The sequence below is a fragment of the Nocardia elegans NBRC 108235 genome, assembly GCF_001612845.1.
GTDB classification, from domain to species: domain Bacteria; phylum Actinomycetota; class Actinomycetes; order Mycobacteriales; family Mycobacteriaceae; genus Nocardia; species Nocardia nova.
In genome coordinates this window covers 358,443-372,053 of record NZ_BDBF01000001.1, presented here as the reverse complement: position 1 = coordinate 372,053, position 13,611 = coordinate 358,443, and the positions used below count along the sequence as shown (strand labels likewise).

14 protein-coding genes are annotated in these 13,611 nt (G+C 66.6%); 7 read left to right on the top strand and 7 right to left on the bottom strand.

Going from position 1 to position 13,611, the window contains the following annotated elements; genetic code table 11:
- Positions 1-61 precede the first annotated feature (61 nt).
- The 5 genes from NE2_RS01785 to NE2_RS01765 form a co-directional block, all read right to left on the bottom strand.
- Complete coding sequence (locus NE2_RS01785; RefSeq protein WP_030515621.1) at positions 62-385, bottom strand: hypothetical protein; 324 nt, start codon at positions 383-385, stop codon at positions 62-64.
- A 39-nt stretch (positions 386-424) separates the two neighbouring features.
- Positions 425-1,237 (bottom strand): RNA polymerase sigma factor SigF, encoded by an 813-nt coding sequence (locus tag NE2_RS01780; protein WP_063023162.1) that lies wholly within the window; start codon positions 1,235-1,237, stop codon positions 425-427.
- A gap of 166 nt (positions 1,238-1,403) precedes the next feature.
- Positions 1,404-2,237: an SDR family oxidoreductase gene (locus tag NE2_RS01775; protein WP_063023381.1), complete on the bottom strand. Its 834-nt coding sequence runs from the start codon at positions 2,235-2,237 to the stop codon at positions 1,404-1,406.
- Positions 2,234-3,589 carry a lanosterol 14-alpha demethylase gene (gene cyp51, locus NE2_RS01770; protein ID WP_063023160.1) on the bottom strand — a complete coding sequence of 452 codons (1,356 nt, stop codon included), beginning with the start codon at positions 3,587-3,589 and terminating at the stop codon, positions 2,234-2,236. The genes NE2_RS01775 and cyp51 overlap by 4 nt, the downstream gene beginning before the upstream one ends.
- Before the next feature lie 140 nt (positions 3,590-3,729).
- Complete coding sequence (locus NE2_RS01765; RefSeq protein WP_063023158.1) at positions 3,730-4,392, bottom strand: TetR/AcrR family transcriptional regulator; 663 nt, start codon at positions 4,390-4,392, stop codon at positions 3,730-3,732.
- A gap of 119 nt (positions 4,393-4,511) precedes the next feature.
- Here NE2_RS01765 and NE2_RS01760 point away from each other — a divergent pair, with 119 nt between their 5' ends.
- From NE2_RS01760 to NE2_RS01730, 7 genes are all read left to right on the top strand, one after another.
- Positions 4,512-5,387, top strand: a complete 876-nt coding sequence (locus NE2_RS01760; protein ID WP_063023156.1) for a metal-dependent hydrolase — start codon at positions 4,512-4,514, stop codon at positions 5,385-5,387.
- Positions 5,384-6,475, top strand: a complete 1,092-nt coding sequence (locus tag NE2_RS01755; protein WP_373862199.1) for a PDR/VanB family oxidoreductase — start codon at positions 5,384-5,386, stop codon at positions 6,473-6,475. Before NE2_RS01760 ends, NE2_RS01755 begins: the two co-directional genes overlap by 4 nt.
- A 53-nt stretch (positions 6,476-6,528) precedes the next feature.
- Positions 6,529-8,046 (top strand): flavin-containing monooxygenase, encoded by a 1,518-nt coding sequence (locus NE2_RS01750; RefSeq protein ID WP_063023154.1) that lies wholly within the window; start codon positions 6,529-6,531, stop codon positions 8,044-8,046.
- The gene (locus NE2_RS01745) at positions 8,043-8,954 is read left to right on the top strand and encodes a short-chain dehydrogenase/reductase (protein WP_228831509.1); all 912 of its coding nucleotides are present in this window, start codon (positions 8,043-8,045) and stop codon (positions 8,952-8,954) included. Before NE2_RS01750 ends, NE2_RS01745 begins: the two co-directional genes overlap by 4 nt.
- Before the next feature lie 104 nt (positions 8,955-9,058).
- Entirely contained in the window at positions 9,059-9,409 is a 351-nt protein-coding gene (locus NE2_RS01740) for a hypothetical protein (protein WP_063015683.1), read from the top strand.
- Positions 9,410-9,972: 563 nt separating this feature from the next.
- On the top strand, positions 9,973-11,175 hold the full coding sequence (locus NE2_RS01735; protein WP_063023152.1) for a hypothetical protein: 1,203 nt from the start codon (positions 9,973-9,975) through the stop codon (positions 11,173-11,175).
- Between the two features lie 212 nt (positions 11,176-11,387).
- Positions 11,388-12,431: an MCE family protein gene (locus NE2_RS01730; RefSeq protein WP_063023374.1), complete on the top strand. Its 1,044-nt coding sequence runs from the start codon at positions 11,388-11,390 to the stop codon at positions 12,429-12,431.
- A 56-nt stretch (positions 12,432-12,487) separates the two neighbouring features.
- On the opposite strand, the gene NE2_RS01725 is transcribed toward NE2_RS01730, so the two are convergent.
- Together NE2_RS01725 and NE2_RS01720 are read right to left on the bottom strand one after the other, a co-directional pair.
- On the bottom strand, positions 12,488-12,751 hold the full coding sequence (locus NE2_RS01725; RefSeq protein WP_036505761.1) for a GlsB/YeaQ/YmgE family stress response membrane protein: 264 nt from the start codon (positions 12,749-12,751) through the stop codon (positions 12,488-12,490).
- 207 nt (positions 12,752-12,958) lie between these two features.
- Complete coding sequence (locus tag NE2_RS01720) at positions 12,959-13,549, bottom strand: HdeD family acid-resistance protein (protein WP_030515634.1); 591 nt, start codon at positions 13,547-13,549, stop codon at positions 12,959-12,961.
- Between the last annotated feature and the right edge of the window lie 62 nt (positions 13,550-13,611).

Genomic DNA, 13,611 nt, shown 5'->3' with positions numbered 1-13,611 from the left:
TCGTTCGAAATGATGTTGCGTGAGAATCGGATTCGCAACGGGAGATGTGTCGCGCCGGGTATTATCTGCCCAGCGCGCTGGCGAGCTGTTTCTTGGTCATCTTCGACCGGCCCTTGATATTGCGTTGGCGCGCTTCGTTGTACAGCTGATCGCGGGTCGGTCCCTGTGAACCTTTGCCGGACCGCTGGCCACCGCGGCGCTGCGGCGACATATCGTTGGTGGAACTGCGGCTCGCGGTACGGGTTTTGCCCGCCTGCGCACGATTCTTGTTGACCGTGCGTGCGCCGATTTCCTCTGCGCGACCTTTACTCGCACCCCGTTTCCGGGCCGAGGACTTCACATGTTCGTACTGGCGTTCTTCTTTGGCAGACCATTCCTTAGGCATGACTACACCTTTCGGTCGTGTGAGTGGATGGTTCGATCCCTAGGTCGGCTGCGGCTCGCAGAGCGCCTGCTGCCGAAGACTTTTCAGCGTGCGGGACAGAATGCGGGAGACGTGCATCTGGGAGATCTGCAGTTTCTCGGCGATCTGATTCTGCGTCTTGGATTCGAAGAAGCGCATGATCAGAATTCTGCGTTCCCGGGTGGGCAACGCATCGATGAGCGGGCGTACCGCCATCGCGTCCTCGGTCAGTTGGTAGCACTGTTCCTCGGCGCCGAGCTTGTCCATGATCGCGCCGTCGTCGGTGTCGACGACGGCGTCGATGGAGTTCGGCTGATAGGCGTTGCCGGCGATCATGGCCTGCACCACCTGCGGACCGTCGACGTCGAGAGCTTCGGACAGCTCGCGGGCCGTGGGCATGCGCCCGAGTTCGTGAACCAGATGTTCGGTCGTCGGACCGATGCGCAGCCACAATTCCTTGACGGCGCGCGGTACCCGGGTCGACCAGGTGTAATCACGGAAGTGACGGCGAACCTCGCCCATCACGGTCGGCACGGCGAAGGAGAGAAAGGAATTTCCCCGTGCCGGATCGAATCGATCGACGGCCAGGACGAGACCGAGCCTCGCCACCTGGTGCAGATCGTCGAACGTCTCGCCGCGGCCGGAGAATTTCCGAGCGATATGCTCGGCCAGCGGCAGGCAGAGTTCGATGATTTCCGCTCGGACCGACTCCCGATGCGGATCGGCATGATCCAGAGCGGCCAGTTTCTCGAACCAGGGTTCGATGTTGTCATAACTGTTGGCACCGTGGCGTGCGGCGGTTTCGGCACGACGGGCGATCGGTTCATGTGTCATTCGAGATACCTCGCTTCCAACTGAATCCGACCCAGATGGGGTACCCGTTGGTGCGGCTCTCAAAAGACGTCGAAGGGCGCACGCCGGAATATTCGCCGATTTCCGCGCGATGACCAGGGCGTACGCTGTTCCTGATAATATCCGGCAGCGGCCCGAATTTGTGGTTTCAGCCCTCCGGCGAGTTGCCGACCCGCCGGTCGTAGTCCGCGCGGGCGGCGCGATCGACCTCATCGGTGAATATTCGGTGCACGCCCATGCGGCGGGCGGTGAATTCGCCGAACGCGCGCGGGGTGAGCTTGTTGAACGCCATCGCCACCCCGGCAAGCCTGGTCACGGTGACCCGGCGCCGCGGTCGCGCGATCAGCCGTGTCACCGCCCGGGCGACATCCTCGGGTTCGGCCAGCAGACCCATCGGCGCCTTGGTTCCCGCGATCAGTTCGGTGCGGGTGAAGGTCGGCAACACCGCCGAGAAGTGCACTCCGCTGCCGCGGCATTCCAGCCGCATGGCCTCGGTGAAGCCGAGCACGGCCTGTTTACTCGCGCAGTAGGTCGCCATACCGGGCGTGGGGTTCTCCCCGGCCAGCGACGCGATATTGACGATATGGCCGCGACCGCGCGAAAGCATCTGCGGCAGTGCGGCTTTGGTACCGTTCATGACCCCGAGCACGTTGACCTCGAGGATGCGGCGGGTGATGGCGTCGGATTCGGCGGTGAAGCGGCCGACGGGCATGATGCCGGCATTGTTGATCAACACGTCGACGGGGCCGGCCCCGGTCTCGACCGCCGCGAGAAAGTCCGCGAACGAGGCCGGATCGGTCACGTCGAGCGTCAGGGCCGCCGCGGCGCCGAGCCGCGATCCGGCCGCGGCGACGGCGGCCGCGTCGATATCGCCGAGCACCACCCGCGCACCGGCGTCGCGCAGGTGCTCGGCGATCGAATAGCCGATACCCCGTGCGCCGCCGGTGACGGCGACCACCGTGCCCGGCAGCCGGGTGCTCACCCGCGCCGCCGGCGCCGGTACCGGACCGTGCACGGCTGCTGCAGCTGCACCACCATCTTGGAATGGTCGTTGCGGTAGCTGTCGGAGGGCTGCGCCATCTCGAATTCCCAGTCCCGCAACAGGATCGAGAAGATCGCCTTCAACTGCATGAGCGCGAACGCCTGGCCGACGCAGCGGTGCCGCCCGGCGCCGAACGGGATCCACGTCCAGCGGTTCACCAGATCCGCCTGATCGGGATCGATGTAGCGGCCCGGATCGAAGCGGTCGGGGTCGGGGAAGTCCTCCGCGATCCGATTGGAGACCGCGGGTGTGGCCGCGACCAGATCGCCCGGCGCGATGCTGTGCCCGCACACCTCGAATTCGCCGCGCGCCACTCGCATCAGGATGATCAGCGGCGGATGCAGCCGCAGCGTCTCCTTCAACGTCGCCTCGAGCTGCGGAATCTGGCGCAGCGCATGGAAACTCACGTCCTGGCCGTCGGCGTAGAGCTCGTCGAGTTCGCCGACGACCCGGGCCAGCACCTCGGGATTGCGCAGCAACTCGATGGTGGTCCACGCCGCGGTACCGGAGGTGGTGTGGTGTCCGGCGAACATCATCGAGATGAAGATGCCGGTGATCTCGCTGGCGGAGAAGCGCAGTTCGCCCTGTTCGTCGCGGATCGAGACCAGCACATCGAGCATGTCGCGATCCTCTTTGCCCTGCGGCGGGTTCGCGATGCGGCCGTTCATGATCTCCTGGACCAGTTCGACCAGTTTCGCCCGCGCCTCGTCGCGGCGCCGGAAGCTCTCGATGGGCGCGTAGGGGTCGACGTAACACAGCGCGTCGGTGCCGCGCTCGAGTTCGTGATACAGGTGCGCGAACCGCTCGTCGAGTTCCTCCCGGAACTTCTTGCCGATCAGGCAGGCCGAGGAGGTGTAGATCGTCAGCTCGGCGAAGAACTCGAGCAGGTCGATTTCGCCCTCGTCGCCCCAGCCTTCGAGGATCCGGTGCACCTCGTGCGCGATGGTCTCGGCGTGCCCGCGCATGAAGTCACCGCGCAGGGCCTGGTTGTGCAGCATCTCCTTGCGGCGTTCGGGGCTGGCGTCGAAGACCACACCGTCGCCGAAGATCGGCTTCATGAACGGGTAGGCGGCGCCCTGGTCGAGATCCTCGTCGGCCGCGCGGAAGAAGAATTCGTTCGCCTCGGCGCCGGAGAGCAGGATGACGTCCTTGTCGGCCAGCCGGAACGAACCCACATCGCCGCACTCCGCGCGCACCCGCTGCATCAGCGCGATCGGATCGGTGCGGAACTCTTCGAGGTGGCCGTGCTCGTGTTCGCCCCCGGAGACCTGCCGCGGCTTGACCAACGTCATGAGAAATCCTTCCGCATTCCGGATCCATCGTTGATGGACACGTGTCTGGACGCTACTACGGAAGGGTGGACGAGGCAAGGTCCGGCACCGGTTCCGGCGGCGCCGGAGTGGCGTGCGGGATGGAAGTCGGAAAGGGGCGCTCAGCGCAGGACCGGCGCCGAGCGCACGGTGCTGAGCTGCCGGATGATCGCGGCGGCGTGGTTGTCGAAGCGGTCGCGGTCGATGGTGATATCGCCGATCAGATACGGGCGGTAGCAGTAGGCGAGCGCGCCGAAGATGGCCATCGCGTTGAGCGTCGCGTCGGTCTCGTCGGGAGCCGGTGTGTCGGTGTCGTCGGCGGCGATCACCGCCGCGATCGGCCCGGTGATCACCGCGACCAGCTCGCTGCCGCGCCGGGTCAGCGCCGGGGTGGCGATCGATTCGACGAACAGGATGCGCCCACGCCGGGGATCCTCGGTGAGGAAATCTGTGAACGCGCGCACCACGTGACCGAACAGCAGGTCTCGCTCCTCGGGTGCTTCGGCCAGTGCGGCGAGCAGTCGATCCCGGCACTGTTCGACGGTGTTCTCGAGGACGGTGGTCATCAGATCGTCGAGATTGGCGAAACTCTCGTAGAAATAACGTTCGGTGAGCCCGGCCTGTCGGCATACTCCGCGCATCGAGGTCTCGGCCGCGCCGACGCCGGCCATGAGCTCGTAACCGGCCTGCAGTAGCCGTTCGCGACGTGCGGCGATGCGGTCCGCCGGTTCGCGTCCACGCCAGGGGCGGCTGCCCGTTTTCGGAGTGTGCGGCGAATCGGCCATGGCGGTGATGCTACCGGGGGGCGGCGACAAGGCGTTTTGTTGACATCGGCTGCTGTTGACATCCAGTGATGTCAACATTACCGTCGGAGCATCGCTTCGACCACCCGCAAGGACGCGACATGAACACCTCGGTCTACGACGACCAAGCCCATGCGATCAGGGCCCGCGATGTGCGATTCGATTTCGACTCCGTCCCCATGCACTACATTCCGGGCGAGGTCATGGCCACTCACATCATCAACGTGATGCACCTGGTTCTCCCGGAGGGGGAACGCGCGATGGCCGCGGCCCTGGCCGAAGCGCTGCCCTATATCGACGACGAGCGGCTGCGCGAAGAGGTGCAGGGCTTCATCGGGCAGGAGAATCAGCACGCCAGCTCGCACGCGCAGGCGCGCCGCCACCTGGAAGCGCTCGGGCTCGACGTGGCCCCGATGGTGGAGACGGTGGCCTGGCTGGTCGATCGCCTACTCGGTGATCACGGCTTGACCGGCCGCGCCAAATACGAGTGGCTGTGCGAGCGGCTGGGCCTGTTCGCCGGGATGGAGCACTACACCGCGGTCATCGGAGAGTGGCTGCTGACCAACGACGTGCTCGAGGCCAAGAACATGCATCCGGCGATGCTGGACCTGATTCGCTGGCACGGCGCGGAGGAGGTCGAACACCGCAGCGTGGTCTACGACGCGTATATGCACGTCGACGGCGGATATCTGCGCAAGGCCCGCACGGCCGTGCTGGCCAGCTCGTCGCTGATGGTTCTGTTCGTGATCGCGGGCGGCTATCTGTTCGGCAAGGATCCCGATCCGCGCAAGGGGCGGTTCTGGCCGCTGCAATTCCTCAGCGCCTCCGCCCGCGGCGTGGTGCCGCGGATGTCGACCTTCCTGACCGAGATTCCGCGGTACCTGCGGCCCGGATTCCACCCCTCCCAGCTCGGGAGTATGGACAACGCGCTGCGCTATCTCGCGCAGTCGCCGGCGGCGCGCGAGGGCCGGCGGTGACGGCAGTGGCGTACCCGGTGGCCGCCGAGCGGCCGGGGTATCGGCCGTCGCTACCGCTGCGGGCGGTCGGCGCGATCTTCGACCTGTACAAGCGCGGCGTCACCACGGAACCGCGAATCGAGGTGTTGTCGCGACCGAATCCGGTGCGGCGCAGCGGTTTCGAGCGCGAGCTGATCGTGGCCCGGCGCGAGATGCGGGCTGCGGACGTCGTCGTGCTGACGCTGGTCGCTCCCTACGGCGAACGGTTGCCGAGCTGGGTTCCGGGCGCGCACATCGATGTGCTCCTGCCCTCCGGGCGGCAGCGGCAGTATTCGCTCAACGGCGACCCGGCCGACCGCGGAACCTATCGCATCGCCGTGCGCCACCTGCCCGACGGCGGCGGCGGATCCGACGAGATCCATCGCGACGTGGCGGTGGGGGACCGGTTGCGAGTGCGTGGGCCGCGCAACGCCTTCGGATATATCGATGCCCCGCACTATGTCTTCGTGGCCGGCGGTATCGGAATCACGCCGCTGCTGCCGATGGTGGCCGACGCCGAACGGCGCGGAATCGATTGGCGGCTGGTCTATCTCGGCCGCAGCCGGGCCACGATGCCGTTCCTCGACGAGCTGTCGGCCCACCGCGGCGGACGGCTCGAGATCCGTCCCGACGACGAATTCGGTGTCGCCGATCTCGATCTGATCCTGGCCGACGTGCCGCGCGGCACCGCGATCTACGTCTGCGGTCCGCCGCCGCTGATGGCCGCCGCGCTGAACACCGACGCCGCCCACGAGCCGACCGTTTCGGTCCACACCGAACGGTTCTCCCCGCTGCCGGTCCAGCACGGCCGCCCGTTCCGAATCCGGCTGCGGCGCAGCGGTCACACCGTGGACGTGGCCGCCGACGAATCGGCACTGGCGGCCATCGGCCGGGTCCTGCCCGACGTCGCCTACTCGTGCCGCCAGGGTTTCTGCGGTACCTGCGCGGTGACCGTGCACGCGGGCGCTGTCGACCATCGAGATCGGCGGCTGAGTCCCGCCGAGCGCGAGACGACGATGCTCACCTGCGTCTCCCGCGCGGCGGGTGACTCCCTCGAACTCGACCTGTGAGTACGAGACCGGTCGTTTCGGGCAACGAGGCCCGCACCGAAAGGAATTCGACGATGGCAGTATCCGAGAGCGCCCCCGCCGAACATACGCCGATCGCGGTGATCGGCGCCGGAGTCGCCGGAATCGGCCTCGCGGTGTCGTTGCGCGCGGCCGGATTCGAAGACTTCCTGATTCTCGAACGCGCCGACGATCTGGGCGGCACCTGGCAGGCCAACACCTATCCCGGGTGCGCCTGCGATGTGCCCTCGCACCTCTACTCCTATTCTTTCGCGCCGAATCCCGACTGGTCGCGCACGTACGGACGCCAGCCCGAGATCCTCGGCTATCTGCGCGACGTCGCCGAACGCCACGATGTGGTGCGGCATATGCGCTTCGGCACCGACGTGGAGCGCGCGCAGTGGGACGAAGGGCGGCGGCGGTGGCTCGTGCGCACCGACCGGGGAGTGCTCAGCGCCGATGTGCTGATCTCGGCGGTCGGCCCGTTCAGCGAGGCGAAGATTCCGGATATGCCGGGGCGCGAGACCTTCCGCGGCGCCCAGTTCCACTCGCTGCACTGGGACCACGAGCACGACCTGACCGGCGAGCGGGTCGCCGTGATCGGCACGGGGGCCTCCGCGGTGCAGTTCATTCCGGAGATCGCGCCGAAGGTGCGGCGGCTCACGGTGTTCCAGCGCTCGGCCCCGTGGATCGTCTCCCGCCTGGATCGGTCCACCCTCGGCGTGGAGCGCGCACTGCTGCGCCGATTACCGCTGCTGGGCACCGCGCTCCGGGGCGCCTACTACGCGGGTATCGAGAGTTTCGGCCTGGTCGGATTCGTCGACCGCCGCTTCCGCCATCCGTTCCAGGCGCTCTCGCGGATGCAGCTGCGCCGCCAGGTCCACGATCCTGCCCTGCGGCGGAAACTGACTCCCGACTACATGATCGGCTGCAAGCGCGCGATCTTCTCCGATGCGTACTACCCGGCCCTCACCCGCGACAATGTGGAGGTGGTGACCGAGTCGATCGCCGAGATCCGTCCCGGATCGATCGTCACCACCGATGGTGCGGAGTATCCGGTCGACACCATCGTCTGGGGCACCGGGTTCGGTGCGATACCGAAGCTCTACGAGCGGATCGAGGGCGTCGGCGGGCTGACCGTGGCCGACCACTACCGCCGCCGGCCCAGCAGTTATCTGGGCGCGGCGATCGCGGGTTTCCCCAATATGTTCCTGACCCTCGGCCCGTTCGGCGCCGCGGGGAACCAGTCCGCGATCTTCATGATCGAATCGCAGATCGCCTATATCGTCGACGCGCTGAAAACCCTGCGCGACAACGCTGTCGATCGTGTCGAGGTCCGTGCCTCGGTGCAGGACCGGTTCCTCGACGAGATGCGGCAGCGCAGTCGCGATACCGTGTGGCTGGGCGGCGGCTGCGACAGCTACTACACCACCGACAAGGGCGAGAACGCCGGGCTGTATCCGAACTGGAGTTTCGAATACCGCCGTCGCGTAGCGAGTTTCGACGCGGACTCCTACCTGCTGTCGCAACACGTACCGGATCCGACCACCGCAGAGATGAGCAGTATCCGATGATCACAGGACCGTTCGATATGGTGCGCACGCTGCTGGCCCCGGTGCTCGGCGGGGGTGAGCGACTCGACGTGCGCGACAAGGTCGTGATAATCACCGGCGGCGCCGCCGGCATCGGCTACGAGCTGGCCCGGCTGCTCTACGACCGCGGCGCCTACGTCGCGCTGCTCGATATCGACGCCGAAGCCGTGCGCGCGAGCGCGGCCGCACTGGGCATCCGCGCGGTCGCGATCACCGTCGACGTGGCCGACCGGGAGGGGGTGCGGCTGGCCGTCGGACAGGTGCGGGAGAACTTTGGGCGCATCGATGTGGTGGTGGCCAACGCCGGCGTGGTCCCGCGCCCGGCCACCGTGCGGCTGCTCGATCCCGAGGAATTCGACCGGGTGCTGGCGATCAACCTCACCGGCGCCTTCAACACCATCCAGCCCGCGCTCGACGACGTCATCGCGGCGCACGGCCACGTCGTCGTGGTCTCCTCGTGCGCCGCGTTCGCCCCCGGAATGGGCGGTTCGCCGTACATGGTGAGCAAGGCCGGGGTGGAACAGCTGGGCCGCGCGCTGCGGGTGGAGCTCGGCGGAACGGGCGCCACGGCCGGGATCGCCTATTTCGGTGTGGTGGAGACGGCGATGACCCACGACACTCTGGACGAGGACGAACTGGGCGCCGAATTCGGCGCGCTGCTGCCCTGGCCGCTGGATCAGCGCATCACCGCCCGGCGGGCCGCCGAGGTGATCGCCGGGGCGATCGAACGCCGGTCCGCGCGCACCGTGGCGCCCGCGGGATGGGAGCCGTACGCCCTGCTGCGGGGCGTGGTGAACGTGGCCCTCGACCACAAGCTGAGCGCCGACGAGCGGGTGCGGTCGTTGACACAGCGGCTGGAACAGCGCATCCTCGCAGATCGCGGCAGGTAACCGGACTCGCAAATCTGAGAGATTTCAAAGGATCGGCACAGACTCCGATCAGGACCGCTCGGCACCATGGATCCCGAGGACCACTCGGCGAGATGAGGTGTGCGATGGTCGATATCGAGATCACGGGTACGACGGTCACGGTCCATGTCCGTGGCACCCACCGGTTGCTCTCGCTGTGCGAACGCGTGCGCTTCGATCTGTCCCACATCGCCGCCGTCGCGCCCGCCGAGGTGGATCTGCGGCCGCCGTGGATGCGCGCCCCGGGCACCTTCTTCCCGGGCGTGATCGCGGCCGGTGTCTTCCGCGGCAAAGGCCGCAAGGAGTTCTGGGATACCCGCTTCGACGGGCGTGGCGTGCGCATCGAGCTGACCGGCACCGAATTCAGCCGGATCGTCGTCGACGTGGAGGATCCGGACGAGGTGCGCCGGATGCTCGCCCGCGCCGCCGCGGCCTGAGCCCGCCGCCCGGTGCGGCGTGAGCCTGCTGTTGCGGCTGGAGCCTGAATCTGCCGTTGACGCCGCGGCGTGAGCCTGTCGCTGCGCCTGGGGCGTGAGGCTGCTGCGGTGGTTGGAGCGTCAGCTTGCCACTGTGTCCGCGCCGTGAGCTTGCTGCTGGGGCTGGGGCGTGAGCTTGCTGTTACTTCTGCGGGCGTGAGCCTGTTGGTGCTGTTACGGCTCGAGCCTGCCGCCGGGCTGGAGCCTGAGCCGGTCGCTGCGGCTGCGCCCGGTTGTCCCGCGGCGTCTTCGCCCCGAGTCTTCCGCTGCGGCTGCCCGAATCCGACGCTGCTGCCGCGAGCCGACCGCTCTGTCTGAACAGCCGGAATCGGGCGAAACTTCGTGCCTCGCAGACCCGTTGCGACACGCCGAATCGGCGTGCCGCGCGCGACACGCCGAATAAGTCTGGCATTGGGGCTAATCCGCAGTTTCGCAGATGGCGGTTCATCGACTATGAATGGCATGTGCCGTTCCCACTTCGTGAACACTTGCCGGCCACCGTATCTCACCGGGCGGTGGTCTAGTTGACCGTCGAACACCCGGGAGAAGATGAGGTCAGGCAGCTCGCGCGACGGGTCGAGAAGGCCCGCGGGCGGCTTGCGTACCAGTTCGATCCCGCGCTGACCGAGGCCCTCTCCGAGAACGAGCTGCAGGCCGAACGTGAACTCGCGGAGAAGATCCGCGAGCAGGAACGCGAACAGCGCTGGAAAAATGTCCAGGCGGCGGCATCGACGTCCGACCGCGCCAGGCAGACCTCCGAAGCGATCGCGAAGGCCGATATGCGAGATCTGTTGATGGCCCGCAAGGCAATTGCGGCGCAGAGACGAGAATCCAGCCCGCACGCGAAGGTCGCGTCGCTGTATCGGCATCGCGCCTGGTCGATGCGCGCTCTCGCGGGTGTGGTCATCGCCGGCATGTTGTGGTCGGCGGTCAACGTGCAGCACAACATCGCTCCCGGCGGCCCCACCGATCCGCTGTACTGGTTCAGCTACCTGCTCGAAGGCATGATCAGCGTCTGCCTGGTCATCATCATGATCGGCACCAACAAGGTCGCCGAATGGGGCATCCTGGAGAGCCGCCGTCAGGTCGCGCTCGCCGAACTGGCCCTGCTGGCGCTGACCGTCGGCCTCAACACCTACCCGTACCTGCGCAGCGGCGACTGGTACAACGTCGGCGTGCACGCCGTGGCGCCGGTGATGATCGGTGTGGCGCTGCTGGTGCACGACGCGGCCAGCCAGCGCTACGGCCAGGCCATCACCCAGGCCACCGATCAGATCCGCGATCTGCCCGACCCGGCCGAACAGATTCGCCGCAGCATGCCGACCTTCGTCAGCTTCATCCGGCAGGCCGCGCCCGACACCCGCCCGGCCCCGATGGCCGCGCTGCCGGGCGCCGGCGACACCACATCCGAGGCTCCGGCCCCCGAATCCGCGCGCACGGTGGAGACGGTCGATCCGATCGTCGAGCCGGACATCTGGACCCCGAAGAAGTCCTCGAGTCGCCGGTCCGACACCGATGCGGCGGATTCGGTCGCCGACGGCAAGCCGAGCAAGCCGCCGAAATCCGATGCCTCCGACGACGACTCGGATCCGCTGAGCGCCTACGACACCGGCCAGTTCCGCATCGCGGACAGCCTCGAACAGGAACTCGAACAGATCCGTGCCGAGCGGAAGGCGGCCCGCGCCGCGAAGCAGCGCGCGGCCTCCAACGGCTCGATCGTGGACTGATCCATACTCCGGTACGTCCCCTCGTACCGTCCGCACAACAGCCCGGCGCGCTGAGCGCCGGGCTGTTGTCGTCTCCGACCGGCGTGGCGTAGGTCACAACCGGGCGCCTCCGACTACAGTGCCTGCGGTCAGCGCAATCATTGCCGGCGTTTCGGGTTTCGTGTGGAAGTTCGAGGAGGCGTGGTTTTGCTCGTCCGTGGTTCCGGATGCCGATGAGTATCCGCAAGCAGGCACTCGGGTTCGGCGCATTCGCCATCGTCTCGATTCTGGTCACGGTGGTCATCTGGAATACCCTGGCGCGCACCGTGAACGGCCCGACCGACCGTTATTCGGCGATCTTCAGCGATGTGCTCGGATTGCGGCCCAACGACGACGTGCGCATCGCCGGTGTACGGGTCGGCAAGGTCGCCGAGATCGGCTTCGATGTCAATCCTCAGACCAACAAGCACCTGGCGAAGGTGACCTTCGACGTGCAGCGCGATCAGCACCTCTACACCGACACCAAGGCGCTGGTCCGCTATCAAAACCTCATCGGCCAGCGGTATCTCGCGCTGGCGCCCGGTACCGCACCGGATTCGCGCCTGCTCGCGGCCGGTGGCCGGATTCCACTCGAACGCACCGAACCGTCCTTCGATATCTCGGCGTTCCTCAACGGCTTTCAGCCGCTGTTCGAAAATCTGCTTCCGGAACAGGTGAACGACCTGTCGACGACGTTGATCCAGGCGCTGCAGGGCGACGGCGTATCACTGTCCACCTTCATCACCCAGGCCGCCGCACTGGCCTCGGACTTCGAGCGTCGCGACGCGATCCTGAAAGACATCATCACCAACCTGTCCGGAGTGATGTCGGGTCTGGCCCGGCGCAGCGACGAACTGGAAACCCTGATCACCCAGACCCGGGCGCTGATCAGCGGACTCTACGACCAGGGGCAGTCGCTGCTGGCCTCGACGACCCGGATCGCCACCGCCAGTGAGAGTTTGGTGGCGATGGTCCAGCAGGTACAGCCCAAACTGGTTCCCGCGCAGAACTCGACCCGCGACGCGCTGACGCTGCTGATCGACAACGGCGCGAAATTGGATCAGGCCGCGATCGATCTGCCCGGAATTCTGTCCGACGTCGGCAAGTTCTCCGGCGACGGCACCTACGCCACCGCGTATCTGTGCTCCCTCGATGTCTCGCTGTACGGAATCCTGTTCCCGCGCGGACTGTTTTCGCAGATCGGCGGTCATGCACAGTCGGCGGTCTGCCGGCCCTGACCCGCGACGGCAACGGGCCCGGCTCCGCGAGGAAGCCGGGCCCGTTGTTCGTGCGCTCAGGCGCGACTGCGTATCGCCTTGTAGATGACCAGAATGATCACGGCACCGACGATCGCGCCGAGGAAAGTGTGCTGGACGGGCGGGTGGACGCTGAACTTGTGCGGGGCGAAGACCAGACTGCCCAGGGTCCCGCCGACGTAACCGCCGACGATGCCTAGCACGATGGTCAGAATCCAGCCGAAGTTCTCCTTACCGGGAACCAGGAGGCGAGCGATCGCACCGGCGATGAGGCCGATGATGATCATCGTGATGATACCCATGGTGAATCTCCTTGCGGGCAACCTGTAGGGGACCCGACCGTAGCAGGGAAAGGCCCTGTCCGCAGGCGCATGTGCCTATAGTCACCGGACTGGCGCAAGAGTGTGTGACCGGCCGTTATGCGGGTATTCCCGTCCGAATCCACGGCCCCGGACACGACGTCGCCCCAGGCGGATTCGCGCCCGGGGCGAAGGGGTCGTGCCGGCCGATCACAGCTCGGCGGGAGTCTTCTTGGCCACGCTGCGGACCTCGATGGCGTAGATCATCTCCATCACGCCCATGAAGATCAGCCACCACCCGACGACCAGTGCCAGCACGGTGATCGAGTGGATGGGCCAGACCACCAGTGCGATACCGCCGATCAACAGCAGAATGCCGAAGAAGATCGCCCAGCCGCGGCCCGGGACCCCTTGCGGCGCTTCGGCTCCCGCGACCATGGCGGCGATGCCGCGGAACAGCCAGCTGATGCCGATCCACAGAGCCAGCAACACCAGGGAGTTGCCGATGCTGCGGAAGGCGAAGAAGGCGAGGATGAACGACAGGATGCCGCTGATGAGGGTCAGCACCCGGTAGCCGGTGCTGACGTGCGGGCCGAAGGCGGCGATCAACTGCAGAATTCCCGAGATCAGCAGGTAGACGCCGAACAGGATGCCGGCCACGGCGAGCGTCGGACCGGGCCAGACGAGCACGATAATCCCGACGATCACCGACAGCAGGCCGATGACCAGCAATGATTGCCATGCGCCACGGGCCAATTGGTGCAATGGCCCCACGTAAACTCCCTCTTTGCTGGTTGTCATGTGGGCAGGATAAATCCAGTGGATGCGATAGCGGGCAATTAACCAGTATCGAACGAGTTACG